General features: G+C 72.0%; 25 protein-coding genes. 15 read left to right on the forward strand and 10 right to left on the reverse strand.

The window, feature by feature from the left end; all coding sequences use genetic code 11:
* Window positions 1-65: 65 nt before the first annotated feature.
* The 5 genes from OHB01_RS16150 to coaA form a co-directional block, all read right to left on the reverse strand.
* Complete coding sequence (locus tag OHB01_RS16150) at window positions 66-782, reverse strand: ABC transporter permease (protein WP_328855586.1); 717 nt, start codon at window positions 780-782, stop codon at window positions 66-68.
* Window positions 779-1,732, reverse strand: a complete 954-nt coding sequence (locus OHB01_RS16155; protein ID WP_260617170.1) for an ABC transporter ATP-binding protein — start codon at window positions 1,730-1,732, stop codon at window positions 779-781. The genes OHB01_RS16150 and OHB01_RS16155 overlap by 4 nt, the downstream gene beginning before the upstream one ends.
* Window positions 1,729-2,595, reverse strand: a complete 867-nt coding sequence (locus OHB01_RS16160; protein ID WP_147943703.1) for an ABC transporter permease subunit — start codon at window positions 2,593-2,595, stop codon at window positions 1,729-1,731. Before OHB01_RS16160 ends, OHB01_RS16155 begins: the two co-directional genes overlap by 4 nt.
* Window positions 2,592-3,518 (reverse strand): ABC transporter ATP-binding protein, encoded by a 927-nt coding sequence (locus OHB01_RS16165; RefSeq protein WP_142646702.1) that lies wholly within the window; start codon window positions 3,516-3,518, stop codon window positions 2,592-2,594. The genes OHB01_RS16160 and OHB01_RS16165 overlap by 4 nt, the downstream gene beginning before the upstream one ends.
* A gap of 120 nt (window positions 3,519-3,638) precedes the next feature.
* A complete protein-coding gene (coaA, locus tag OHB01_RS16170) occupies window positions 3,639-4,580 on the reverse strand; it encodes a type I pantothenate kinase (protein WP_142646701.1) in 942 nt (313 codons plus the stop codon).
* Between the two features lie 106 nt (window positions 4,581-4,686).
* Between coaA and OHB01_RS16175 the strand changes: the two genes are divergently transcribed.
* The 10 genes from OHB01_RS16175 (at window position 4,687) to tsaD (ending at window position 13,533) form a co-directional block, all read left to right on the forward strand.
* Window positions 4,687-5,037 carry a holo-ACP synthase gene (locus OHB01_RS16175; RefSeq protein WP_142646700.1) on the forward strand — a complete coding sequence of 117 codons (351 nt, stop codon included), beginning with the start codon at window positions 4,687-4,689 and terminating at the stop codon, window positions 5,035-5,037.
* Window positions 5,038-5,227: 190 nt separating this feature from the next.
* On the forward strand, window positions 5,228-6,733 hold the full coding sequence (locus OHB01_RS16180) for an NAD(P)H-hydrate dehydratase (protein ID WP_142646699.1): 1,506 nt from the start codon (window positions 5,228-5,230) through the stop codon (window positions 6,731-6,733).
* Between the two features lie 54 nt (window positions 6,734-6,787).
* Window positions 6,788-7,933: an alanine racemase gene (alr, locus tag OHB01_RS16185; protein ID WP_142646698.1), complete on the forward strand. Its 1,146-nt coding sequence runs from the start codon at window positions 6,788-6,790 to the stop codon at window positions 7,931-7,933.
* 24 nt (window positions 7,934-7,957) lie between these two features.
* Window positions 7,958-9,010: an alpha/beta fold hydrolase gene (locus OHB01_RS16190; protein WP_147943707.1), complete on the forward strand. Its 1,053-nt coding sequence runs from the start codon at window positions 7,958-7,960 to the stop codon at window positions 9,008-9,010.
* Window positions 9,007-9,468, forward strand: a complete 462-nt coding sequence (tsaE, locus tag OHB01_RS16195; RefSeq protein ID WP_142646696.1) for a tRNA (adenosine(37)-N6)-threonylcarbamoyltransferase complex ATPase subunit type 1 TsaE — start codon at window positions 9,007-9,009, stop codon at window positions 9,466-9,468. The genes OHB01_RS16190 and tsaE overlap by 4 nt, the downstream gene beginning before the upstream one ends.
* Window positions 9,469-9,865: 397 nt before the next feature.
* Window positions 9,866-10,504, forward strand: a complete 639-nt coding sequence (locus OHB01_RS16200) for a hypothetical protein (protein ID WP_328855587.1) — start codon at window positions 9,866-9,868, stop codon at window positions 10,502-10,504.
* Between the two features lie 2 nt (window positions 10,505-10,506).
* On the forward strand, window positions 10,507-11,061 hold the full coding sequence (locus OHB01_RS16205; protein WP_142646694.1) for a class F sortase: 555 nt from the start codon (window positions 10,507-10,509) through the stop codon (window positions 11,059-11,061).
* A gap of 121 nt (window positions 11,062-11,182) precedes the next feature.
* Window positions 11,183-11,905: a tRNA (adenosine(37)-N6)-threonylcarbamoyltransferase complex dimerization subunit type 1 TsaB gene (gene tsaB, locus OHB01_RS16210; RefSeq protein WP_142646693.1), complete on the forward strand. Its 723-nt coding sequence runs from the start codon at window positions 11,183-11,185 to the stop codon at window positions 11,903-11,905.
* Between the two features lie 19 nt (window positions 11,906-11,924).
* Window positions 11,925-12,413, forward strand: a complete 489-nt coding sequence (gene rimI, locus OHB01_RS16215) for a ribosomal protein S18-alanine N-acetyltransferase (RefSeq protein ID WP_328855588.1) — start codon at window positions 11,925-11,927, stop codon at window positions 12,411-12,413.
* A gap of 82 nt (window positions 12,414-12,495) precedes the next feature.
* Window positions 12,496-13,533 carry a tRNA (adenosine(37)-N6)-threonylcarbamoyltransferase complex transferase subunit TsaD gene (tsaD, locus tag OHB01_RS16220; protein WP_328855589.1) on the forward strand — a complete coding sequence of 346 codons (1,038 nt, stop codon included), beginning with the start codon at window positions 12,496-12,498 and terminating at the stop codon, window positions 13,531-13,533.
* A gap of 185 nt (window positions 13,534-13,718) precedes the next feature.
* On the opposite strand, the gene OHB01_RS16225 is transcribed toward tsaD, so the two are convergent.
* The 3 genes from OHB01_RS16225 to OHB01_RS16235 form a co-directional block, all read right to left on the reverse strand.
* The gene (locus tag OHB01_RS16225) at window positions 13,719-14,657 is read right to left on the reverse strand and encodes a hypothetical protein (protein ID WP_142646691.1); all 939 of its coding nucleotides are present in this window, start codon (window positions 14,655-14,657) and stop codon (window positions 13,719-13,721) included.
* Between the two features lie 155 nt (window positions 14,658-14,812).
* A complete protein-coding gene (locus tag OHB01_RS16230) occupies window positions 14,813-16,051 on the reverse strand; it encodes a THUMP-like domain-containing protein (RefSeq protein WP_328855590.1) in 1,239 nt (412 codons plus the stop codon).
* 228 nt (window positions 16,052-16,279) lie between these two features.
* Window positions 16,280-16,846, reverse strand: coding sequence for a MarR family winged helix-turn-helix transcriptional regulator (locus OHB01_RS16235; protein WP_142646689.1), 567 nt, complete (start codon window positions 16,844-16,846; stop codon window positions 16,280-16,282).
* A gap of 139 nt (window positions 16,847-16,985) precedes the next feature.
* Here OHB01_RS16235 and OHB01_RS16240 point away from each other — a divergent pair, with 139 nt between their 5' ends.
* The 5 genes from OHB01_RS16240 (at window position 16,986) to OHB01_RS16260 (ending at window position 21,515) form a co-directional block, all read left to right on the forward strand.
* Window positions 16,986-17,828: an NAD-dependent epimerase/dehydratase family protein gene (locus tag OHB01_RS16240; protein ID WP_328708363.1), complete on the forward strand. Its 843-nt coding sequence runs from the start codon at window positions 16,986-16,988 to the stop codon at window positions 17,826-17,828.
* 487 nt (window positions 17,829-18,315) lie between these two features.
* Entirely contained in the window at window positions 18,316-18,630 is a 315-nt protein-coding gene (groES, locus tag OHB01_RS16245; protein ID WP_111699864.1) for a co-chaperone GroES, read from the forward strand.
* Window positions 18,631-18,697: 67 nt separating this feature from the next.
* Window positions 18,698-20,323, forward strand: coding sequence for a chaperonin GroEL (gene groL / locus OHB01_RS16250; RefSeq protein ID WP_142646687.1), 1,626 nt, complete (start codon window positions 18,698-18,700; stop codon window positions 20,321-20,323).
* Between the two features lie 353 nt (window positions 20,324-20,676).
* A complete protein-coding gene (locus tag OHB01_RS16255) occupies window positions 20,677-21,303 on the forward strand; it encodes a sigma-70 family RNA polymerase sigma factor (protein ID WP_328855591.1) in 627 nt (208 codons plus the stop codon).
* Window positions 21,300-21,515 carry a hypothetical protein gene (locus OHB01_RS16260; protein ID WP_142646685.1) on the forward strand — a complete coding sequence of 72 codons (216 nt, stop codon included), beginning with the start codon at window positions 21,300-21,302 and terminating at the stop codon, window positions 21,513-21,515. The genes OHB01_RS16255 and OHB01_RS16260 overlap by 4 nt, the downstream gene beginning before the upstream one ends.
* On the opposite strand, the gene OHB01_RS16265 is transcribed toward OHB01_RS16260, so the two are convergent.
* Complete coding sequence (locus OHB01_RS16265; RefSeq protein ID WP_030508386.1) at window positions 21,476-21,853, reverse strand: DUF5319 domain-containing protein; 378 nt, start codon at window positions 21,851-21,853, stop codon at window positions 21,476-21,478. The two genes, OHB01_RS16260 and OHB01_RS16265, sit on opposite strands and share 40 nt — an antisense overlap.
* A gap of 94 nt (window positions 21,854-21,947) precedes the next feature.
* Complete coding sequence (locus OHB01_RS16270; RefSeq protein WP_328855592.1) at window positions 21,948-22,952, reverse strand: helix-turn-helix transcriptional regulator; 1,005 nt, start codon at window positions 22,950-22,952, stop codon at window positions 21,948-21,950.
* Window positions 22,953-23,561: the final 609 nt, after the last annotated feature.

Genomic DNA, 23,561 nt, shown 5'->3' on the forward strand with positions numbered 1-23,561 from the left:
GCCTACGCGGCCCAGAACATCGACGTGTCGGGCGGGCTTCGACCTCTGGAAACCTCTGGACCCGATCAGTCGTCGCCGGTCAGGGAGAGGGAGCGCAGGCGCTGACCGGTCCAGACGACCGCGCCGATCGTGACGATGACCATCGCCGGTACGGCGAAGCCGAGCGTCACCTCGGTGGAGAAGAAGGGCGAGGAGGAGACCTGGTCGGCGAGCGACTGGGCCCACTGCTGGATGGAGAACTTCCGGGCGCCGGGCACGTAGCCGCCGACCACGCCCTCCCACACGAGGGCGTAGATGACGCCGACCGCGACCGCGTGGCGGGTGAGCACGCCCAGCAGCAGGAACACCGCGGCGTACGCGATGCCGCCGAACAGCGCTCCGAGGGCGAAGCCGCTCGCGACGCCCGACTCCGAGCCGACCAGGAGATACGCGGAGGCGTAGGTCGAGACGGCCGCGAGCACCGCGATGAGGGAGGCCGCGACCACGAACTTCGTCACCGCGATCACCGGGCGGGAGATCGGCTTGGCCAGCAGGTGGATGATCGTGCCGTCCTCGATCTCCGGTGCGATCACGCCCGTCCCGGCGATCAGCCCGAGCAGCGGCAGCATCGTGCCGATCGCGAAGCTCTTCATCAGCAGCACGGCCGTCTGCTCGTCCTGGCCGTTCACCACCCTGAGCAGCGCGGCGAGCGCGACCAGCGCCACCGGCAGCAGGATCAGCAGCCAGATCCGCTTGCGCCCGAGCATGGCCCGGTAGGTGATGTCCGCCACCACCGTGTTCATCGAGAGCTCCCGGAGATGAGGTAGGAGAAGACGCTTTCCAGGTCCTCGTCGGTGGGGGAGACCTGCCACAGGTGTACGGCGAGATCGCGCGCCATCCGCGGCAGCAGCGCGGTGAAGCGCGCGTAGTCGGTCACCTGGACCTCGACGCCCTGCTCGGTCAGCGAGACCGCGCTGGAGGAGGGGTCGGCGATGAGCGCGGCGGCCAGGCGCCGGTCGTCGCTCGACCTGACCCGGAACAGGTGCGGCCGGTCGGCCATGCGGCGCCGGATCTCGCGGTAGTCGCCCGACGCGGCGTGCCGCCCCGCGACCAGGACCTCGATGTGGTGGGCCACCCGCTCGACCTCTTCGAGGATGTGCGAGCTGAACAGGATCGTCCGGCCCTCCTCGCCCATGCGGCGTACGAGGTCCATGAGGTGGAGCCGCTGCCGGGGGTCCATGCCGTTGAACGGCTCGTCCAGCAGCAGCACCTGGGGGTCGTGGACGAGGGCGGCGGCGACCTTGACGCGCTGCCGCATGCCCTTCGAGTAGGTCTCGATGCGGCGGCCGGCGGCGTCCGTCATCTCCACCAGGTCGAGGGCCCGTTCGGCCGCGTCGGCGGGCGAGGGCAGGCCGTGCAGCCGGGCCGACGACAGCACGAACTGCCACCCGGTGAGGAAGCCGTAGACGGCCTCCTTCTCGGGCACCAGGCCGATCCGCCGGTAGATCTCGTGGTTGTGCCAGATGCGCCCGCCGTCGAGGGTCGCCGTGCCGCTGGACGGCGCGAGGAACCCGGCCATCATGTGCAGCAGCGTCGACTTGCCCGCGCCGTTCGGCCCGAGCAGGCCGGTGACGCCGGGTCCGATGGTCATCGTGACGTCGTTGACCGCCACGACGTTGCCATACCAGCGGGACACCTGGGCGAGTTCGAGCACGCCCTGGCGGGTGGTCACGGGAGAGCTTGTGGTGGTCACGACGCCGCCTTCCGGTAGCGCAGGAGAACGCCCGTCACGGCCACGGCGATCACGGCCAGCAGGATCAGGCACGTCGCGATGCCGGGCGGAGCCGACTCCGTGTTGACGGGCGTGGTGCCGAACAGGGCCGACTGGGCGTAGTCGACGAGGAAGAACGGGTTGAGCAGCAGGGCCCACCCGGCGAGATCGTCGCGTCCCGACGAGATCAGCACGCCGGCGAAGATCCCGGAGACGGCCGCGGTGAACATGTAGAACGCGATCACCGACGCGACGCCGAGACCGCGGCGCGGGGTGAACGACGCCAGGGCGATGCCCACGGACGACAGCAGAACCGCGTGGAGGACCGCGCCGCCCAGCGCGCCGAGATAGTCGGCGGTGTGCGGCGGGCCGGGCATGTCGACCAGGAGCTCGCCGACGAACTCGATCGTCAGCGGCACGGCCAGCAGCCCGAACAGCGCGACCGCCAGCGCGGCCAGCTTCGCCAGCACGTAGTCGGTCACGGTCAGCGGGCGGGACAGATACAGCGGCAGCACGCGGAAGCGCAGGTCCGGCGCGACCAGGTACGGCGACTGCGCGGCCAGGAAGACCGCGATCACCGCCTGCATGAAGACCGCGTAGTTCGGATAGGGCATGACGAACTGCTTGGCGAGCGCCATCACGCCGATCGACACCACGGTCGGCATCAGCATGATCGCGGCCAGCAGCAGCGGCATGATCTTGGCGCGGACCGTGCGGCCGAGCCCGAACACGCCGCGCAGGCTCTGCACGCCGAGGGCGAGCGTCGCCCTGCCACGCCCCAGCCGTACGCCGTCGTAGTGGCGGTATCCGATGTCGTGGATGACCGCGGTCGGCTCTGTCGTCATGCCACCGGCTCCTTGAACACGTCCTCGATGCGGCCCCGGCGCTGCTCCAGCCGCAGGAGGCTGAGGCCGAGGTCGCAGACGGCGTCGCGTACGGCGTCGTAGGTGCGGCCGGGGTCGTCCGCGGAGACCTGGACCGTGATCAGCCTGCCCTGCGTGACGACCGTCTCGCCGCCGGCGGTCAGGCGCTCGGCCAGCCGCTGCTGCCCCTCCTCGACCTCCACCGCGATGGTCTGCTCGGCCCGGGTGAACTCCCGGATCGCCGAGGAGCGCAGCAGCCGCCCGCCGTCGATCACGATGACGTGGTCGCACACCCGCTCAAGCTCGCCGAGCAGATGGGAGGTGACCAGCACGCTGATGCCGAACTCGGTGCCGATGCGCCGGATCAGCGTGAGCATGTCGTCGCGGCCCTGCGGGTCGAGCCCGTTGGTGGGCTCGTCGAGGAAGACCAGCTTCGGGTCGTGGACGAGGGCCTGGGCGAGCTTGACCCGCTGCCGCATGCCTGTGGAGTAGCCGCCCATCGGGCGGTAGCGCTCCTCGTCCAGCCCCACGTGGCGCAGGGTGTCGGCGGCGCGCTCGCGGGCGGCCGTACGCGGCAGCCCGGACATCTGGGCCATGTGCACCACGAACTCGGTCGCGGACATGTCCGGCGGCAGGCAGTCGTGCTCGGGCATGTAGCCGACGGCGCGCCGGATCTCCAGGCCCTGGGTGGCCGTGTCGAAGCCGAGCACCGAGGCACGCCCGGAGGTCGGAGGAAGCAGGCCGAGCAGGATCTTGATCAGCGTCGACTTGCCCGCGCCGTTGGCGCCCACCAGGCCGGTCACGCCGGTGCCGGCGGCGACCGTGAGGTCGTCGAGCGCCGTGACGCGGGGGAAACGCTTGGTCAGCCCCTCGGTCGCGAAGCATGGAGTCGCGCTCGCTGTCATGATCCGACCCTACTGGGCTGGGCGTTCGCCGGGCCTCCGCCTGATGGAGGAACCCGCCTACGTCTCAGGTATGCCTCTCACGCCCTTCCGAAGACCGCCGCCGTACCGGGGGCATCCGGCTCAGGTTCTGCGCAGCCGCACCCGTGTGACGGAGTGGTCGGGGCCCTTGTGCAGGATCAGGCCGGCCCGGCGGCGGGTGGGGGCGATGTTCTCCACCAGGTTGCGTTCGTTGATGTCACGCCACACGTTCTCGGCGAACGTGGTCGCCTCCTCGTACGACAGCGCCGCGATGTGCCGGAAGTAGGACTTCGGGTCGGAGAAGGCCGTGCGGCGCAGCTTGTGGAAGCGCTCCACATACCAGGTGCGGATGTCCTCTATCCGGGCGTCCACGTAGATGGAGAAGTCGAAGTAGTCGTAGACCGCCAGGGCGTCCGGCGGCGCGGGCTGCAGGACGTTGAGGCCCTCGACGATGAGGATGTCCGGCCGGTCCACCGTATGTGCCGCGCCGGGCACGATGTCGTACTCCAGATGGCTGTAGACGGGTGCCTCCACCGCGTGGCGGCCCGCCTTCACGTCGGCCACGAAGCTCACCAGCGCCCGCCGGTCGTAGCTCTCCGGGAAGCCCTTGCGGTGCATGATCCCGCGCTCTTCCAGGACCTTGTTGGGGTAGAGGAAGCTGTCGGTGGTGATCAGGTCGACCCGGGGGTGCTCGGGCCAGCGGGCGAGCAGCGCGTGCAGCAGGCGCGCCGTGGTCGACTTGCCGACCGCGACGCTGCCCGCGATGCCCAGCACGTACGGCGGGGGCGCGTCCTGCTCGCCGAGGAACGCGCCGACGGCCGCGCCGCGCTGCCGCGAACCGGTGAAGTGCAGGTTCAGCAGTCGGGTCAGCGGCAGGTAGATGTCGGTGACCTCGGACAGGTCGATCGGGTCGTGGACGCCGCGCAGTTCTTCCAGCTCCGCCTCTGTGAGCGTGAGCGGTGTGTTCTTACGCAGGTCACGCCACTGCTCCCGGCTCAGCTCGACGTACGCGTCCCCATCTGCCACGACGGCAAGCGTAGCCATGGCCTTCGCCCGCGCCCATCCGGGGTCGTGCACAGCCTGTGGACAGAAATCGATGGATTACTCCGGCGCGCGACGGGGAACAACAACTGGCCCGTACGCTGGCGGTGTGATCGTGGGCATCGGGGTGGACGTGGTCGAGGTGGCGCGCCTGGGCGCGGCCCTGGAGCGCACGCCCGCGCTGCGAAAGCGCCTGTTCACCGATGCCGAGGGCGCGCTGCCGCTGGAGTCGCTGGCCGCGCGGTTCGCCGCGAAGGAGGCCGTGGCCAAGGCCCTCGGGGCGCCGCCGGGCCTGCGGCACCTCGACGCGGAGATCGTGCGCGGCGCGCAGGGCAGGCCGGAGCTGCGGATCACGGGCCGGGCCGCCGAGGTGGCCCGCGACCTCGGCGTAGGCAGATGGCACGTCTCGCTGTCGCACGACGGCGGCATGGCGGTCGCCTACGTCGTCGCCGAGTCCTGAGCGCACGCCTTTCACAGAGTGGCACGCCCGGCCGCCGCGCGTGGCGGCGTCCTGCCGCCTGAGGCACGCCCGGCCACGCCGGGAGGACCCACGCCGGGAGGACCGCTGCCCGCGCCGTGCCGGCGTCCTCCCGCCGACGCCGGACGCCGGGTGATCGCCATCGCGGACCCGGCAGGCTACCGTCGGACGCATGCGGACCGCCTACACCTCCGACCAGATCCGCTCCGCCGAGCGCGCGCTGATGGCGAGGCTCCCCGAGGGAACGCTGATGGGCAGGGCCGCCGCCGGGCTCGCCGCCGTCTGCGCACACTTGCTCGCCGGCTCCTGCGGCCGGGTGTACGGCTCCCGCGTGGCGCTGCTGATCGGCAGCGGCGACAACGGCGGGGACGCCCTGTACGCCGGGGCCAGGCTGGCCCGCCGGGGAGCACGGGTGGAGGCGGTCCTCGCCGGCTCGCGCACCCACGAGGGCGGCCTGGCCGCGTTGCGGCAGGCGGGCGGCCGGGCGCACCCCTACGACGCCGAGCGGGCCCGTGAGCTGCTGGCCCGCGCCGACCTCGTGATGGACGGCCTCGTCGGCATCGGAGGCAGCGGGGCGCTGCGGGAGCCGTACGCCACGCTCGCGGAGCTGACCGGCCGGACCGACGGCCTGGTCGTCGCGGTCGACGTGCCGAGCGGGGTGGACGCGAGCAGCGGGCGGGTCGAGGGACCGGCGGTGCGCGCGCACCTCACGGTCACGTTCGGCGCGTACAAGGCCGGTCTGCTGATCGATCCCGGCGCCGCCCACGCGGGCGCGGTCGAGCTGGTGGACATCGGCCTCGGGCCCTACCTGCCGGATCCCGAGGTGACCGCGCTGACCAGCGACGACGTGGCCGACCTGCTGCCGCGCCCGGGCGCGGAGAGCGACAAATACCGGCGCGGCGTCGTCGGGGTCGCCGCAGGCAGCGACAGGTACACCGGGGCCGCCGTGCTCTCGGTCGGCGGCGCTGTGCGCGCCGGAGCGGGGATGGTCCGCTTCGCGAGCTCGGCCGAGCCGGTGCGGCTGGTCAGGACCCGCTGGCCGGAGGCCGTCACGACCGTGCTCGACCCGTCGCTGGTGCTGAGGAGCTCGCTCGACGAGGTCGGGCGGGTGCAGGCGTGGGTGCTCGGCCCCGGGCTGGGCACGGGCCCGGAGGCGCACGCGGTGGCCCGCGCGGTGCTGTCCACCGGGGTGCCCGTGCTGGTGGACGCCGACGGGCTGACGCTGGTCGCCAAGGACCGCTCGCTGCTGCGCCGGGCCGCCCCGACCGTGCTCACGCCGCACGCGGGAGAGCTGTCGCGGCTGCTCGGCGTGCCGCGCGAGGACATCGAGGCCGAGCGGCTCGAACACGTGCGCAGGGCCGCCACCGAGCTGGGGGCGACGGTGCTGCTCAAGGGCTCGACCACGCTCGTCGCCGAGGAGCACAGACCGGTGCGGGTCAACACCACCGGGACGCCCTGGCTCGCGACGGGCGGCACCGGCGACGTCCTGTCGGGCATCGCGGGCGCCCTGCTGGCCGCCGGGCTGACGGGCTACGACGCGGCCTCGTGCGCGGCGTACGTCCACGGCCTGGCGGCGCGGGTCGCCTCGGGCGGCGGCGTCGCGGCGGGGCCCGGGCAGGCGCCGATCGCCGCGCTCGACGTCGCCGAGGCGCTGCCCGAGGCCCTGCGCACGCTCTGACGTGCGGTGTCAGGGTGGGCGCATTCACCCGGGTCCACCTGACACACTGGAAAAATGAGCTTCTCAACGGTGCACTCCGCCACCCCGGCCGAGGCGCGCGTCGACCTGTCCGCCATCGCGCACAACGTGCGGCTGCTCGCGGAGTCGGCCGCCGGCGCCGAGATGATGGCCGTCGTCAAGGCCGACGCGTACGGTCACGGCGCGGCTCCGGTGGCCAAGGCGTGCCTGGAGGCGGGCGCGAGCCGGCTCGGCACGGCGCTCGTCCGCGAGGCGCTGGCGCTGCGCGAGGCGGGGATCACCGCGCCGATCCTGTCGTGGCTCATCACCCCCGGCGAGCCGCTGGACGCCGCGCTGCTCGCGGACGTCGAGCTGTCGGCCGGGGCGACATGGGTCGTGGACGAGATCGTCGAGGCCGCCCGGCGCACCGGGCGCACCGCCCGGGTGCACCTGAAGGCCGACACCGGCAACTCCCGCGGCGGCGCGACACCGGCGGACTGGTCGTCGCTGGTCGAGCACGCGCTCGCCGCGCGGGCGAGCGGGGCCATCGAGATCGCCGGGCTGTGGTCGCACTTCGCCTGCGCGGACATCCCCGGCCATCCCTCGATCGAGGACCAGCTCGCGACGTTCGAGGAGGCGCTCGCCGTCGCCGACAAGGCGGGGGTGCCGAGCGACGCGATCCGTCACTTCGCCAACTCGGCGGCGACAGTCACACTGCCGCAGGCCAGGTATGACATGGTCCGTACGGGCATCGCCGTCTATGGCCTGAGCCCGATCCCCGAGCTCGGCGACTTCGGGCTGCGCCCGGCCATGACGCTGACGGCCAGGCTCGCGCAGGTGAAGCGGGCCGCCCCGGGCGCGGGCGTGTCGTACGGGCACCTGTACGTCACGGAGCGTGAGACCACGCTTGGCCTCGTTCCTCTCGGGTATGCGGACGGCATCCTGAGAAACGGGACCAACCGGGCGGAGGTGCTGGCAGCGGGCCGGCGGCGGCGTATCGCCGGGCGGGTGTGCATGGACCAGTTCGTCATCGACCTGGGTGACGATCCTGCGGAATCGGGGGACGAGGTGATCCTTTTCGGTCCCGGGGACAATGGTGAGCCAACTTGTCAGGAATGGGCGGATTCCCTGGGCACGATTACCCATGAGATCGTGACGAGGATCGGATCCCGCGTGCCTCGTGTCCATACGGACGGACGCTGAGCCGCGGCTGCGAGGAGGGCAGGCATGAGCACACGTCGCAAGGTCGGGATCGCCGGAGCGGTCTTCGGTGCGGCGTCCGCGGGAGTGGCGGCGGCCACGCTCGCCAAAAGGTACGCCGTGGGCCGCATCCGCCTGCGGCCGGACCTGGAGGCGAGTGAGCCCTTCGGCGAGCTGCACGGACGTTCGGTGACGCTCGAGACCTCGGACGGCGTGCAGATCCATGCCGAGATCGACGGTGTGGAGGACGCGCCGCTGACCGTGGTGCTGTGCCACGGCTACTGCCTGTCGTCGGACTCCTGGCACTACCAGCGGCGCGATCTGCGCGACTCCTACCGGCTCGTGCTGTGGGACCAGCGCTGCCACGGCCACTCCGCGCGCGCGATGGCAAGCGACTGCACGATCGAGCGCCTCGGCGAGGATCTCGCGCTGGTGCTGGAGGAGCTCGTCCCGGGGCCGTGCGTGGTGGTGGGCCACTCCATGGGCGGCATGACGGTCATGGCGCTGGCGGAGCGGCGGCCCGAGCTGTTCGGCGACAAGATCCGCGGCGTCTCGCTGGTGGCGACCTCGGCGGGCAAGCTCGCCGAGATCACCCTGGGCCTGCCCGCCCTGGTCTCCAAGCTCGTCAACCTCGCGGTGCCGTCGGCCGTCTCGATCATGCGCAGGAGCGGCGCGCTGGTCGACCGGGGCCGTGAGGCCGGCACCGACCTGTCCTTCCTGGCGCTGCGCCACCTCGGGTTCGGCGATTCCAAGAACGTCAGCCCCACCGTCGTGGACTTCGTCGAGTCGATGATCAGGGCGACCCCCTCCGAGGTGATCGCCGACTTCTATCCGGCGCTGATGACGCACGACAAGCTCACCTCGCTCGACGTGCTCAACAAGGTGCCGACCGCGATCATCGTGGGCGACCGCGACTGGCTGACGCCGCTCGACCACAGCAAGGCGATCGCGGCGGCCGTGCCGACCGCGCAGCTCACCATCGTGCCGGAGACCTCGCACCTCGTTCAGCTCGAACGGCCCGACGCCGTGAACGAGGCGCTCCGCGAGCTGCTGAAGCGAGCCGAGAGGGGGAACACGTGACCACGGCCGAGTTCCGGGCCACGACCGCCGATGAGACGCGTGAGCTGGGCGCGCGGCTGGCCGGGCTGCTCGCCCCCGGAGACCTGGTCGTGCTGAGCGGCCCGCTGGGCGCGGGGAAGACCACACTGGTGCAGGGCCTCGCGGAGGGCCTGAAGGTGCGCGGGCCGATCACGTCCCCCACGTTCGTGATCGCCCGGGTCCACCCGTCCCTGTCCGACGGGCCCGCGCTCGTGCACGTGGACGCCTACCGGCTGGGCGGCACGCTGGAGGTGGACGACCTCGACCTCGACGCGTCGCTTGAGGAGTCGGTGACCGTGGTCGAGTGGGGCGAGGGCCTGGTCGAGGGCCTGTCCGAGGACCGCCTGGACGTCCAGATCGAGCGGGGCGCCGAGGACGAGGAGCGCCGCGTACGGGTGACCGGCGTGGGCCCGCGCTGGTCGGAGCTCTCCCTGGCCTGAGCATCCGCCGCCTGAGCACCTGCCGCCCTGATCACCGCGCCGTGTGATCTCACCACGCCCGACCATCCCACCGCCTGATCACCGCGTCACCGGATCACCCTGTCGCTTTGATCACACCGTCCCCTGATCGCGCCGCCTGACCGCCCTGGTTCCTCACCGCCTGAGCACCCGCCGCCCTGGGCCGGATAGTCGCATAAAGGCCGCAACTCGGACTCTGACGTGCGACAAGGACCTGCGGGGACAAGCCGGACGTCGTCCGTACGGGTTCCAGACCGGTCGGCCGCACAGTCCTTGACGCCTGTCCGCGTACCTGAGGATCATCGGGGCAAGGAAGATCCCCGGTCATGAGTCGGCAAGGATTTTCTGGGTAAGGGACCGGCGTGGAAGAGGTGTGCCGTTGAGCAGGATCACGCAGGTCGCCGTCGGGGGAGCCTTACTGTTCGCCGCGCTGGGCTGCACCGCGTCGGCCGAGACGGTCTCCACCGACCCCGCGGCGGCGCAGACCCCGGCCCAGTCGACGCCGCTCGTCTCCGTCCCCCGGCAGGACGTGCGGGTGGAGCTCGATCCGAAGCGGATCGTCGGCGGGTCGACCAAGAGCATCCACATCACCGCCAGGTGCCCGCTGCCCCAGGGCGGCACGGCATATCGGGCGACCGCCCGCTCCGACGCCTTCACCGGTCTCGTCACGCTCGTCGCCCCGGCGTCGTCGGAGGCCACTCCGTCCGCCGCCGTGCCGATGGTGCGCGGCAGCGCGACCATCAGGGCCGGAGCCAAGCCGGGCGGCTACCGCGTGCAGGTGCGCTGCGAGGCCACCAACGACATCGGCAGCGCGTCGTTCCGGATCGTCGCGCCGGAGCCGGACCACACCCAGGATCACACGAGGATTCCCACCCGGGCGCCGCACGCGGGCGGCGGCGGCACGGCGGCCGGGGGCCCCGAAGACGAGTCCGGCCTGCCGATGGGCGTGACCGTCGTCGTGCTGCTGGCCGCGCTCGGCGTCGGCATCGGCGTGGTCCGCAGGCGCTCCGGGGCCTGACCTTGGCGCTGTCCACCCGGGGGGTGATCATCGCCGGGGTGGTCACCGGTCTCGCGTTCGCCGCCGTCGCGGGCGGCAGAGGGATGACGGACCAGCCCGCCGCCAGATCCTCCGTCGTACCCAAGCGGATCGACATCCCGGCGCTGCACCTCAAGGCACCCCTGATGAAACTCGGCCTGACCGGCGACGGCGACGTCGAGCTGCCGCCGTTCGACAAGCCGTCCACCGCGGGCTGGTACACGGGAAGCGCCGTGCCGGGTGACCCCGGCGCCTCCGTGATCATCGGTCACGTGGACACCAAGACCGCGCCCGCCGTCTTCTACCGGCTGCGCGACCTGCGCCGGGGAGAAGTCGTGAAGGTGGTGCGCAGCGATGGCAAGACCGCCTCCTATCGGGTCGACTCGGTGGAGCGCGTGCCGAAGGACGACTTCCCCGCCGAGCGCGTCTACACCGAAGACGGCCTGCGCCTGATCACCTGCGGCGGCACATTCGACTGGTCGCGGCACGAATACCGCGACAACGTCATCGTCTACGCCTCGCTGATCCGCGACGCCTGAAGCCCGCCTGAGCCACCCGACGCCCCGGCGCCCGGTCCGTACGGCCGGCGGCGGCCGTACGGGCCGGGACCGGTCCCCGGCGTGGCGGTCCGCCTCCGCACAGCGACTACGCTTGACCTTCGTGCTTGTTCTGGCCTTCGACACCGCCACTCCCGCCGTCACCGCAGCGCTGTACGACGGCGAGCGAGTGGTGGCGGAGTCGACGACGATCGACGCGCGGCGGCACGGGGAGCTCCTCGCACCCGCCGTCGAGCACGTCCTGCGCGAGTCCGGCGCGACGCTCAAGGACGTGACCGCCATCGTCGCCGGGACCGGCCCCGGGCCGTACACCGGCCTGCGGGTCGGCCTGATGACCGCGACGGCGCTGGCCATGACCGCCGGGGTGCCGGCGTTCGGGATGTGCACGCTCGACGCCCTCGCGTACGCCGCGCGGGAGAGCGGTCCGTTCCTCGTCGCGACCGACGCGCGCCGCAAGGAGGTCTTCTGGGCCCGGTACGGCGACTCGCGCACGCGGCTCGACGGGCCGCGCGTGGACCGGCCGCACGACCTGCCCGGGGAACTGCCCGTGATCGGCGCGGGCGGCGCCATGTACGCCGACGTGATCGGCCCCGACCGGGTGCGCGGCCCCGAACACCCCTCGGCGGGCGCGCTCGCGGCCCTGGCGGCCGAGCACCTCGCGACGCTGAGCGAGGAGGCGGCGGCGGAGCTCGCCCGGGTGCCCGAGGGCCGCGTGGACTCGGTCGAGAAGGCGCGGGAGCTGGCCGTGCTCGGCCCGCCCCGGCCCATCTACCTGAGGCGTCCCGACGCGCAGGTGCCCGGGGCGCCGAAGCGGGTGACGGCGTGACCCGCCCCGGAGGCACGTCGTGAGGCAGACCGAAATCGTGCTGCGCCGGATGACCCACGACGATCTGCCCGCCGTGATGGACATCGAACGGACCACGTTCCCCGCGGACGCCTGGAGCGAGGCCATGATGCGCGGCGAGCTCGCCGACCAGCCGCGCACCCGGCACTACGTCGTCGCCGAGCTGGGCGACCGCGTCGTGGGATACGCCGGTCTGGCGGCGGCGGGCGACCAGGCCGACGTCCAGACGATCGCGGTCCTCGCCGATCACCGGCGGGCCGGCGTCGGGACCGCGCTGATGAACGAGCTGCTCACCGAGGCCGCCCGGCGCGGCGCGGTCTCGGTGTTCCTGGAGGTCCGCGCCGACAACCCGCCCGCGCAGGCGATGTACGAGCGGTTCGGTTTCCGGCGGCTGGGCCTGCGACGGAGCTACTACGAAGACGGCACCGACGCGATCACCATGGTGAAGGACCTCGGGCCACGACACGGAGATCCGGGGGATGAGGCATGAGGCGGCGAACATGTGAAGATCGTGCGATTCCCCGCGGCCTCCGGCGCGACGAGACCCCGGGCCGTACAGGTGAGGAGGCGGCATGAGCAGGCATGACGAGCCGATCGTCCTGGGGATCGAGACGTCCTGCGACGAGACGGGCGTCGGCATCGTCCGCGGCCACACGCTGCTGGCCAACACCGTCGCCTCCAGCATGGACGAGCACGCCCGTTTCGGCGGCGTCGTGCCCGAGGTGGCCTCGCGGGCCCACCTGGAGGCCATGACGCCCACGGTCGAAGGCGCGCTGACCGCCGCCGGGCTGCGCTTCTCCGACATCGACGCCGTCGCCGTCACCGCGGGCCCCGGGCTCGCGGGCGCGCTGCTCGTCGGTGTGGCCGCCGCCAAGGCGTACGCGCTGGGGCTCGGCGTCCCGCTCTACGGGGTCAACCACCTCGCCGCGCACGTCGCCGTGGACCAGCTGGAGCACGGCCCGCTGCCCAAGCCTTCGGTCGCGCTGCTGGTCTCGGGAGGGCACTCCTCGCTGCTCCTGGTGCCCGACGTGGCCCAGGACGTGATCTCGCTCGGGTCGACCGTGGACGACGCGGCCGGGGAGGCGTTCGACAAGGTGGCCCGGGTGCTCGGGCTGCCGTTCCCCGGCGGACCGCACATCGACCGGGCCGCCCGCGAGGGCTCGGGCGCGGCGGTGGCGTTCCCGCGCGGCAAGTACGACGACGGCACCCTCGACTTCTCCTTCTCCGGCCTGAAGACGGCCGTGGCCCGGTGGGTCGAGGCCCGCGAGGCGGCGGGCGAGACGGTGCCCGTGGCCGACGTCGCCGCGTCGTTCCAGGAGGCGGTCGTGGACGTGCTCACCCGCAAGGCGCTGCAGGCGTGCGCCCGCTACGACGTGAAGGACCTGCTGATCGGGGGCGGCGTGGCCGCCAACTCCCGGCTGCGTGCCATGGCCCAGGAGCGCTGCGACGCGGTCGGAGTGCGCCTGCGGGTGCCACGGCCCGGCCTGTGCACCGACAACGGCGCGATGGTGGCGGCGCTCGGCGCGAACCTTGTGGCGGCGGGCGTCCGGCCCTCCACCCTGGACATCCCGGCGGACTCCTCGCTCCCGATCACCGTCGTCAACGTCTGACCGCCGCCCTCGCCTCCGCCGTCTGTACGGTCACAGGGCCGGTGGGAGCGATCCTCGGCAGGCGTGGCCGGTCGCCGATCGGGTGTGCTCGTGGGCGGTCATGACCGCAGGCGGGCCTAGGTTCGGCCTGGCCGAGGGGCGGTGGTCGGTTCAGCGTGGCCGTGGGCGGTTCTCGGTCGGCGGGTTCAGTCGGTGTGGCCGCGGGCGGGGCGGAGGAGGACCTCGGCGAGCGCCAGCATGGTCTCCTCCAGCGCGGCGAGCCGCCGGGCGACGTCGCCCCGTGCCGGTTCCATGGCGCGGGTGACCGCGTCCGAGACGGTCTCGGCGATCTGTTCGCGGTCGGGCCTGCTGCGCACCGCGTCCGCGAGGGGCACGACGGCTCCCGCGGCCAGGGTGAGGTCGGCGTTCATGCCCGCGATGGTGGTGCTCATCTCGTCCACGCCGGCGGCGACGTCCCCGACGCCCGCGCCCAGCGCGGTCACCCTGGCGTCCATGCCCTCGACGGCGTGACCGAGACCGGCCACGGTGCCGCGCAGCTCCCCGATGCCGAGATCGGCGGGCAGGTTGCCGACGCGTTCACCGACCGCCTCGACTCCGCTCTCCACCGCGTCGATCCGGCCGCCGACCGAGTCGAGCCGTTCGACCACGACGGCTTCGAGCCGTTCGGTGCGCTCGGTGAGCGCGGCGAGGGTCTTGTCGATCCGGGTGAACCGCCCGGCGGCGGCCTCCATGCTGCCCTGGAACTTGCCGAGCCGCTGCGAGACGTCCGCCATCCGCTCGGCGAGGCTCTGGGTCCGGCCGCCGACCTCGTCCACGTGGTCGCGGAGCAGTTCCATGTGCTGCGCCAGCCCCTCCGCCCACGCGGGCGGCCGGACCGTCATGTCGTCAAGTCGCTGGGTGATCGCCTCAAGCGCGACGCCGAGACCGCCCAGCTCACGCTCGCGCACCTCGCGCAGGAGCCACTCCATGCCTTCCAGCCGCTGGCGGATCTCGTCGAGCACGGCGCCCTGCGTCCTCTGCTCGTAGACGTGGTCCTGGGCCGCCCGGGCGAGCAGCTCACGCATCCGGTCGGAGATGGCGGTCTGGCTGCCCGCCTGGAGGAGGTTGTGGCTGGAATGCTCCACCGAGAATGCTCCTTCACTCGCCGAAACGTCGGTTCGGCCCGTCTCGCGCAGATGAACGAACAGGCGGCACGCCCGACCGCCAACTTTAGGCCCTGACCCGCGGCCATCAGGCGTGGAATGAGAAAGGCGGTAATTGCCGGTGAATTGTCGCGGTATTACCCGTCCGTGCTGGTAGCGGGCTCGCAGAGCAGGGCGAACGGCCTTTCTTCGATGCGGGTTAGCACGATCACGCAGGAATTGTCGCCGGAAAGCCGAAGATCCTTGCGCAGCCGTTCGACATCGACGGCGGACCCGCGCTTCTTGATGGTGACCACGCCGACGCGCCGCTCGCGCAGCGCCGCTCTCAGCCGCTTGAGCGAGAACGGCATGACGTCGGTCACCTCGTAGCAGGGCGCCCATTCCGTCCGTACGAGCCGGTCGCTCGTGATGTAGGCGATCCGGGGATCGAGCAGACGGCCTGACACGAGGGCCGCGACCTCGGCGACCAGGTGGGCCCGCACCGCGGCGCCGTCGGGCTCGTAGAGATAGCGGCCCACCGGCCCGGTCTCCGCCTCGGCGCCGGACGCCGTGAGCGTGGCCCCGGACGGCAGCAGGGTGGCGCGGCGCCCGCCCGGCCCCATGCCGGTCCAGATCGCCGCCTCCTTCACCTCGCCGCGGTAGGACACCCACTCGGCCTCGGCGCCCTCCGGGATGAACTCGTACGGGATGCCGGGGGCCACCTTCAGACAGGCCGCCGGGGCGCGGGCCACCAGGTCGAGCACGACCGGCCACGTGGGGGAGTAGGCCATCGGGTCGAAGGTCCGTCCCCTGGCCCCCCTTCTGGCGGGATCGGCGAACAGCAGGTCGTATCCGCCGGGGTCGGCCAGCGCGGCGTCGCCCGTGCGGACGTCGACCAGGGCGGACAGGCCGAGCGCCGCCGCGTTGGCCCGGGCGATCTCCACGGTCAGCGGATCGAGGTCCACGGCGTGCACCGGGCAGCCCGCCCTCGCCAGCGCGAGCAGGTCGCCGCCGATCCCGGAGCAGACGTCCAGCACGGAGGGGCCGCCCTCCGGCCCTCCGCCGGCCCGGATGTCGCCGGCCCGGATGTCGCCGGCCCGGATTCCGGAGGCCCGGATCCTGGCAGCGCGGTGTGCGGCGACCTCGGGACGGGTGGCCTGCTCCAGCCCGTGAGGGGTGAAGTACATGACGGCGGCGTCGGGGCCGAACTTCGCCTCGGCCCGCCGCCGCAGCGACGCCTGGGTGAGCGCCGCCGCCGTCAGGTCGGCCGGGTGGCTTCGGCGCATCGCGCTCGCGGCGGCCACGGGATCGGCGCCGTCGGCGAGTATCTTCACGGCCTCGTCGAGGGCCCCGCGCCCGGCGGGTGTGAGCAGCGTGCGGAAGGCGTCCAGGTCCACGCTCGCGACGCTACCGTTTGCCGGACCCGCACGTCGGCCGGAGGCTCCGCCCTGTGGACAACCCGGAGCCGACGACGGCTCCGGGGCCGGTCGGCGGGAGCCGGTGTCGCCGAGCCGCGCACGTCGGCGGAGGCTTCGTCGTGTGGACGATCGCGGCGGCGGCGACCGCGGCGGCGGCGACCGCGGAGGCGGTGACCGCGGAGGCGGTGACCGCAGGCTCGGGGCCGGTCAGCGGGAGCCGGTGTCGCCGAGCGAGGCGAGCAGCTTGCAGAGCAGCCCCGACAGCCGCTCCCGATCCTCGCCGGTGAGGCCGGACAGCATCCGCTCCTCGTTGGCCACGTGACCCTCCAGCAGGGTGTCGACCACCGTACGGCCCTCGCCGGTGAGGGTGATCAGGACCATGCGGCGGTTGGACGGCGCGACCTCGCGATGCACCAGGCCCCGGGCGACGAGGCGGTCCACCCGGTTGGTGAGCGCGGCGGAGCTGACCATGGCGGCCGTGGCGAGATCGCTCATGCAGAGCCGGTGATCGGGGTTGGCACGGCGGAGCGTCGCGAGCACGTCGAACTCCCATGGTTCGATGTCGTGCCCGGCGAAATACTCCTTGATGCCCTTCTCCAGCAGGCGGGACGCGCGGGAGATCCGCCCGGCCACTCCCATCGCCGAGCAGTCGACGTCAGGGCGCACCCGGGCCCACTGGCCGAGGATCTGGTCGACGGCGTCGTTGTGGGGAGCGGGGTCGCCGGCGGCGAGGGTGTCGTTCCCGGGGGTCTCGTTCGTGAGGGTGTCGTTCATAGCGCGCGCGGTCTGGGTTCTCCTCGCCGCTCCTCCTCCACCACCCATGGTAACGGACATTTCGACGTTGAAATATCGATAGGATCTACGCTACCTTTGGCATCGAACAGTCAAACATCAAAATGTTAGAGGTGGAAAAATGAAGATCCTGGTGCTGGGCGCGACCGGCTACATCGGTTCGGTGCTGACGGAGCGGCTCGCCGAGCGCGGCCACGAGGCGGTCGCGCTCGTACGGCCGAAGGCCCGCGACACCGCCGTTCCCGGCGAGGTGCGCCATGGCGACCTGTACGAACCCGAGACCCTCAAGAGCGCGGTGACGCCGGACATCGACGTCGTCGTGCACTCCGCCAACCCCACCGGTGACGAGCAGGTGGACGTCGCGGCGATCGAGGCGCTGGCCGGAGGGGGCGCGCGGCTCGTCTACATCAGCGGCGTCTGGGTGCTCGGCGCCACCACCGAGGCGGCGGGCGAGGACGCGCCGGTGAACCCCATCACCCCCTCCCGCTATCGCCCGCGGGTGGAACGGCTCGTGCTCGACGCGGGCGGCGTCGTCGTGAGGCCCGGCATCGTGTACGGCCGGGGCGTCGGCATCCCCACCCTGCTCACCGCCCCCGGGCAGGAGGACGGCCGCTATGTCCACGCGGGCGGCCCGGCGCCCACCTGGGCGACCGTGCACGTCGACGACCTGGCGGACCTGCTCGTGCTCGCGATCGAGAAGGCGGCGCCGGGGAGCCTTTTCCACGCCGTCGCCGAGGAGGCGGTGAGCGTCGCCGACGTGGCGGCGGCCGCGGGCCGTACGGGGAAGGCCGTGCCGTGGCCGATCGACGAGGCGGGTGAGGTGCTCGGGCGTCCCTTCGCCGAGGGGCTGGCCCTGAGCCAGGTGGTGAGCGGCGACCTGGCCAGGAAGGTCCTCGGCTGGAGGCCGAGCCGCCCCGGCCTCCTGGACGACGTCCGCTCCGGGTCGTACGCCTCGCGCGCCTGACCGTCCCCGTGCCCCGCGACGTGGCCCCGCCGCCTGTCGCCGCGACTCCCCGCGCCCTGTCCCCGCGTCCCGCGCCCTGTCCCCGCGCCCCGCGCCCCGCGCCCTGTCCCCGCGACCTGGCCCGCCGCCTGTCGCCGCGACTCCCCGCGACCTGTCCGCGCAACGTGGCCCCGCCGCCTGTGCCGGCAACCCGGCCCGCCGTCGCGCCTCCCGCGGCCTGTCCCTGCTGAGAGGCGCCGGTCCGCCGGAAGCGGGCGGCGGTGACGCCGGCGCGGCGGACGGGGCATAACCTCGGGAGCGTCGCCGCCGGATGCGTCTGACCTGCGATGCCGGTTCGTGTTGACTGTCACGCGCCACTTGCATACTGTTTCGTGTTGGCACTCTGCCATTGAGAGTGCCAACAGCGACGAGACAGGTCTGACACCCGCGACGGCAGGCCGCTGGTCGCCTCTTCAGCTCATTCATCGCAATCTGAAGGGGAGGTCCGATCGTGACGACCGCCACCAAGGTTCCCGTTAAGCCGCTTGGCGACCGCATCGTGGTCCAGCCGCTTGAGGCCGAGCAGACCACCGCCTCCGGCCTGGTCATCCCGGACACCGCCAAGGAGAAGCCGCAGGAGGGCCGTGTCCTCGCTGTGGGCCCGGGCAACTGGGACGAGGACGGCGAGAAGCGCATCCCGCTCGACGTCAAGGAGGGCGACGTCGTCCTCTACAGCAAGTACGGCGGCACCGAGGTCAAGTACGGCGGCGAGGAGTACCTGGTGCTCTCGGCCCGCGACGTGCTCGCCATCATCGAGAAGTAGGCCGCGCCGGCTTGTGGAGCCCCGGGACCTTGCGCCCGGGGCTCCGCGCGCTCACAAGGAGACCTGAATGCCGAAGATCCTGGAGTTCGAAGAGGACGCGCGGCGCGCTCTCGAGCGTGGTGTGAACGCTCTCGCCGACGCCGTCAAGGTGACGCTCGGCCCCCGCGGCCGCAATGTCGTCATCGACAAGAAGTTCGGTGCGCCGACGATCACGAACGACGGTGTGACCATCGCTCGCGAGGTCGAGCTGGACAAGCCGTACGAGAACCTGGGCGCCCAGCTCGCCAAGGAAGTCGCCACCAAGACCAACGACATCGCGGGCGACGGCACCACCACCGCGACCGTCCTGGCCCAGGCCATGGTCCGCGAGGGCCTGCGCAACGTGGCCGCCGGCGCGCAGCCGCTCGGGCTCAAGCGCGGCATCGACAAGGCCGCCCAGGCGGTCAGCGAGCGCCTGCTCAGCAGCGCCCGCCACGTCGAGGACAAGAAGGAGATCGCCAACGTCGCGACGATCTCCGCGCAGGACGCGAAGATCGGCGGCCTGATCGCCGAGGCGTTCGACAAGGTGGGCAAGGACGGTGTCATCACCGTCGAGGAGTCCAACGCGATGGGCCTGGAGCTGGAGTTCACCGAGGGCCTCCAGTTCGACAAGGGCTACCTGTCGCACTACATGGTGACCGACTCCGAGCGCATGGAGGCGGTCCTCGAGGACCCGTACATCCTCATCACCCAGGGCAAGATCTCCTCCATCGCGGACTTCCTGCCGCTGCTGGAGAAGGTCGCCCAGACCAAGCGCCAGCTGCTGGTCATCGCCGAGGACGTCGAGGGCGAGGCCCTGGCCGTCCTGGTGACCAACAAGATCCGCGGCACCTTCACGTCCGTCGCCGTCAAGGCCCCGGGCTTCGGCGACCGCCGCAAGGCCATGCTGCAGGACATCGCGATCCTCACCGGCGGCCAGGTCGTCAGCGAGGAGGTCGGCCTCAAGCTGGAGCACGTCGGCCTCGAGGTGCTCGGCACGGCCCGCCGCGTCGTGGTCAACAAGGACACCACGACGATCGTGGACGGCGCCGGCGACGCCCAGGCGATCGAGGACCGCATCCGCGAGATCAAGGTCGCGATCGAGCAGTCCGACTCCGACTGGGACCGCGAGAAGCTCCAGGAGCGTCTCGCGAAGCTGGCCGGCGGCGTGTGCGTGCTGCGCGTCGGCGCCGCCACCGAGGTGGAGCTGAAGGAGAAGAAGCACCGCCTCGAGGACGCGATCTCCGCGACCCGCGCCGCGATCGAGGAGGGCATCGTCTCCGGCGGTGGCTCCGCGCTCGTGCACGTGTCCAAGGAGCTCGACGACCTGGGCCTGACCGGCGACGAGGCCACCGGTGTCTCGATCGTCCGCAAGGCGCTGATCGAGCCCGCCCGCTGGATCGCCGAGAACGCGGGCCTGGAGGGTTACGTCGTCACCACCAAGATCGCCGAGTTGAACGCGGGTGAGGGCCTCAACGCCGCCACCGGCGAGTACGGCGACCTGGTGGGCCAGGGCGTCATCGACCCCGTCAAGGTGACCCGTTCGGCCGTGCAGAACGCCGCGTCCATCGCCGGCATGCTGCTCACGACCGAGGCCCTCGTCGTGGACAAGCCCGAGGAGGAGGCTCCGGCCGCCAACGGCGGCCACGGCCACGGCCACGGTCACGGCCACTGATCCCGCGCCTTCCGCGCCTCGCGCCCCGCGCCCGCCCGCAAGGGCGGACCCGGGGCGCGCTGCTTTTCCGCCCCGTGCCCGCCCCGTGCCCCCCGTGCCCGCCCCGTGCCCGCCCCCTGCCCGCCGTGTCGCGGGACGGGCCGCCGGGGACGAAGCCGCCTCGCGGGCAATGCGAACGACGCACGCTTCTTTTTCCCTGTCAAGTCGTCCGGCGTATATCCCGCGTTTTGGGCTTTCTGGTTGGAATGTTCCAACGGACGAGTGATCACATGATTACGGCGTGTTATCGACGCGTCAATGTGACCAATCCGTAGCCATTAACCATGACGACATGAACGATCGCGGCGGGCATCATGCCTAACGTGACCGAGGGATGCGTCGCCGACGCCGTAACTGGGGTAAGGCTTGCGACGAGATCGGATGAGCCCGACCTCAGGGAACTGACCAGCCTTGCCGTACAGGGAGATCGCACCGCGATCGAATCACTGCTGGGACATTTACGCCCGATGGTGGTTCGCTACTGCAGAGCCCGACTGGGCAGGGTGTCCGGTCACTACCACATCGCCGACGACGTGGCCCAGGAGGTGTGCATCGCGGTGCTGTCGGCACTGCCGCGCTACCGCGACATGGGCCGCCCGTTCGCCTCGTTCGTCTTCGGCATCGCCTCCCACAAGGTGGCCGACGCGCTGCGCAGCTCGGTGCGCTCGGCCGTGCCGACGCAGGACCTGCCGGACGGGCCCGACGAGGGACCGGGACCGGAGGAGACGGTCGTGCGCTACATCGAGGCGCAGCACGCCCGCGATCTGCTCGCCCGGCTCCCGGACACGCAGCGCGAGCTCCTCATCCTGCGGGTGGTGTCGGGCCTGTCGGCCGAAGAGACGGGTAATGTACTCGGCATGTCACCAGGTGCCGTCCGGGTCGCGCAGCATCGTGCGCTCGCCAGGCTCCGGCAACTGGCCGAGCTGGAGTCGATTGCGTGACCACGAAACGTCGTCGTACGGCTCGCCACCTCGGGTCGTACGGCGATGCCGATGTGGAGGGCGAAGTACTGAGGACCGATGCCCTCCTCGACGCGCTGGCCCGCCGTGAGCTGGTGGGCGGCGCGGACGCCGCCATCCGCTTGCTCGGCGCGCTCGTCGTCGACGTGGACAGTCAGCGGCTCTCCTCCGTGTCGATCACACCGTCCACATAGCCCCGGGCGTACTCCCAGCTGACGTAGTCGGCCGGGTCGGGCTGGTAGGCCGGCTCGTGGACCTGCGGCCGGCCGTTGTCGATCATCTGGCGCAGGTTGCCGCGCAGCAGGTCCCAGTCGAAGTAGTGCTGTTCCCCGCACTCCGGGCAGTCGAGGACGAGACCGAGCACGCCCTGGGGTTCGAGCAGGGAACGGAAGACCTCCACGTCGGCGAGATCGGTCAGCGCCTCGTCGCGTTCGGCGAGCGTCAGCGGCTCCACGTCATCGGGCGCTCCAAGCTCCGCCGCGGGGTCGTTGGGGTCATCCGCGAACGGGTCGCGGGGGACGTCTTCCAGCACGCATCCCACCTTATGACCACGGCCCCCTCCACGAGCGAAAGAGCGCCCCATCTGCTGGTCGGGCCGTGATCCGGCCGTGATCCTGGAGGTGGTCTCACAGCCAGCCGCGGCGGGCCGCCTCCACTCCGGCGTGGAAACGGGACTGGGCCCCCAGCTCCGACATCGCCTCGGCGAACCTGGCCCGCACCGTGCGTACGGAGACGCCGAGGTGGCGGGCGATGGCGTCGTCGGACAGGCCGCGCGCGGCCAGCCGCAGCACCTGCTGGGCGTTGTTGCGCGGGAAGATCGGCGCGGCCCGGGCCCACAGCTCCTCGAACAGCGCCCGCAGCGCCCCCACCGCCACCGGGGCGTGGACCAGGTAGCAGTTGTAGGAGTGCTCGGGCAGCGGGACGCCCCACTCGGCGGGCAGCCCGGCGGTGCCCTCGCCGAGCGCGAAGAACCAGCTCGGCACCGTGTCGAGGGCGCGCAGCCCCGCGCCCGCCGCCGAGAACCGCGCGCACACCTGCCGCATGGCGGGCTCGGACACGGCGTCGAGCGCGACGACCATCCGCGGGCGCAGGATGCCGTCCGCGGCGGCCTGGATCCACTGGCCGACGAATCCGTCGGCGAACCTGGCCATGGTGCGGCGGTCGGGCACGGCCATGACCAGCTCGGCGGGGGGCGCCTGCAAAGCGAGGCCGATCACGCTCTCCCAGAGCTCGTCGGCGCCGCTCAGCGGCTCGACCGAGAACCGTCCGCTGTGCCAGTCGTGGCCCGCGTCGTAGTGATGGGTCAGGCGGCCGGCCGCCGCGAGCGCCTCGTCGATCTGGCGGGTCTCCCGGGCCATGCGGTCGAGCCGTTCGGCCACCAGCCGTCCGATCGTCGCGACCGGATGCCGGGCGAGGAACTCCTCGCGCCGCCGGTTGACCGCGCCGAGCCGTACGAGCCCGTCCAGGGCGTCGAGAACGTCCTCTGCGGGCCGGTCGACGGCCTCGGCCAGCTCGGTCAGCGTGGCGCGGTGCAGCCGCAGCATGGCCGTGTAGAGGGCCGCCTGGTCGGGGGAGAGCCCGAGGCTCTCGAACGGGTCGGCCTGGGAGGCGGGGTTGCGCGTCGTACTCATGCTCGCTCCGTCGGTGGTCACACTGGTCGCGCGGCGCCCGTGGCACCGCACTGGTCGCGCCGCACTGATGGTGCCGTGCCGGTCGCGGCGTGCCGATCGCGTCGTACGCGTTGATCCACACGCTGATTGGCCGGGCGAAAACGTTTTCCGGCCTCCGGTGCGCCGACTTCCGCCGCACCCCCCTCGCTCTTGGATCGCGAGAATAGCTCGGATATCGCACGCTGTCCGCACTGTTCCCACATTTGGCACGGCCGACGGTGGCGGCTTTTGTATGGACGTGAGGGTTCGCATTTGTTTCCGGCACAGTTCCGGGAGACGGGAAATGCATCTTTGTGCAGTTGCACGTTACGCCCTTGCGCATAGACGCTGCGTGACGCATTCTTGACCCAGCGTTAGCCGGGAACGCCGCGTCTGCCGGGCGCGGAGGGGGGCTCGACGGGCGTGGCGGGCACGACGCGGGGAAGTGGGGGGACCGGAAGCCGGTCCCCCCACTTTTTGTGCCCTCCCTCTTGACAGGTCGGCCGGAAGCGGTTTGGGGCGCCCACTAGACTGACCTCGGGTCTGGCGAGGGACCTACGCGCGAGGGACCCACAGCGCAGGAGGGGTGCA

The organism is Microbispora hainanensis (assembly GCF_036186745.1).
Lineage (GTDB): Bacteria > Actinomycetota > Actinomycetes > Streptosporangiales > Streptosporangiaceae > Microbispora.

Coding starts and splice junctions, on each gene's coding strand:
- OHB01_RS16150 (WP_328855586.1), bottom strand. CDS start 782: ATGAACACGGTGGTGGCGGACATCACCTACCGGGCCATGCTCGGGCGC.
- OHB01_RS16160 (WP_147943703.1), bottom strand. CDS start 2,595: ATGACGACAGAGCCGACCGCGGTCATCCACGACATCGGATACCGCCAC.
- OHB01_RS16165 (WP_142646702.1), bottom strand. CDS start 3,518: ATGACAGCGAGCGCGACTCCATGCTTCGCGACCGAGGGGCTGACCAAG.
- coaA (WP_142646701.1), bottom strand. CDS start 4,580: ATGGCTACGCTTGCCGTCGTGGCAGATGGGGACGCGTACGTCGAGCTG.
- OHB01_RS16180 (WP_142646699.1), top strand. CDS start 5,228: ATGCGGACCGCCTACACCTCCGACCAGATCCGCTCCGCCGAGCGCGCG.
- alr (WP_142646698.1), top strand. CDS start 6,788: ATGAGCTTCTCAACGGTGCACTCCGCCACCCCGGCCGAGGCGCGCGTC.
- OHB01_RS16190 (WP_147943707.1), top strand. CDS start 7,958: ATGAGCACACGTCGCAAGGTCGGGATCGCCGGAGCGGTCTTCGGTGCG.
- tsaD (WP_328855589.1), top strand. CDS start 12,496: ATGAGCAGGCATGACGAGCCGATCGTCCTGGGGATCGAGACGTCCTGC.
- OHB01_RS16235 (WP_142646689.1), bottom strand. CDS start 16,846: ATGAACGACACCCTCACGAACGAGACCCCCGGGAACGACACCCTCGCC.
- OHB01_RS16240 (WP_328708363.1), top strand. CDS start 16,986: ATGAAGATCCTGGTGCTGGGCGCGACCGGCTACATCGGTTCGGTGCTG.
- groL (WP_142646687.1), top strand. CDS start 18,698: ATGCCGAAGATCCTGGAGTTCGAAGAGGACGCGCGGCGCGCTCTCGAG.
- OHB01_RS16255 (WP_328855591.1), top strand. CDS start 20,677: ATGCCTAACGTGACCGAGGGATGCGTCGCCGACGCCGTAACTGGGGTA.
- OHB01_RS16270 (WP_328855592.1), bottom strand. CDS start 22,952: ATGAGTACGACGCGCAACCCCGCCTCCCAGGCCGACCCGTTCGAGAGC.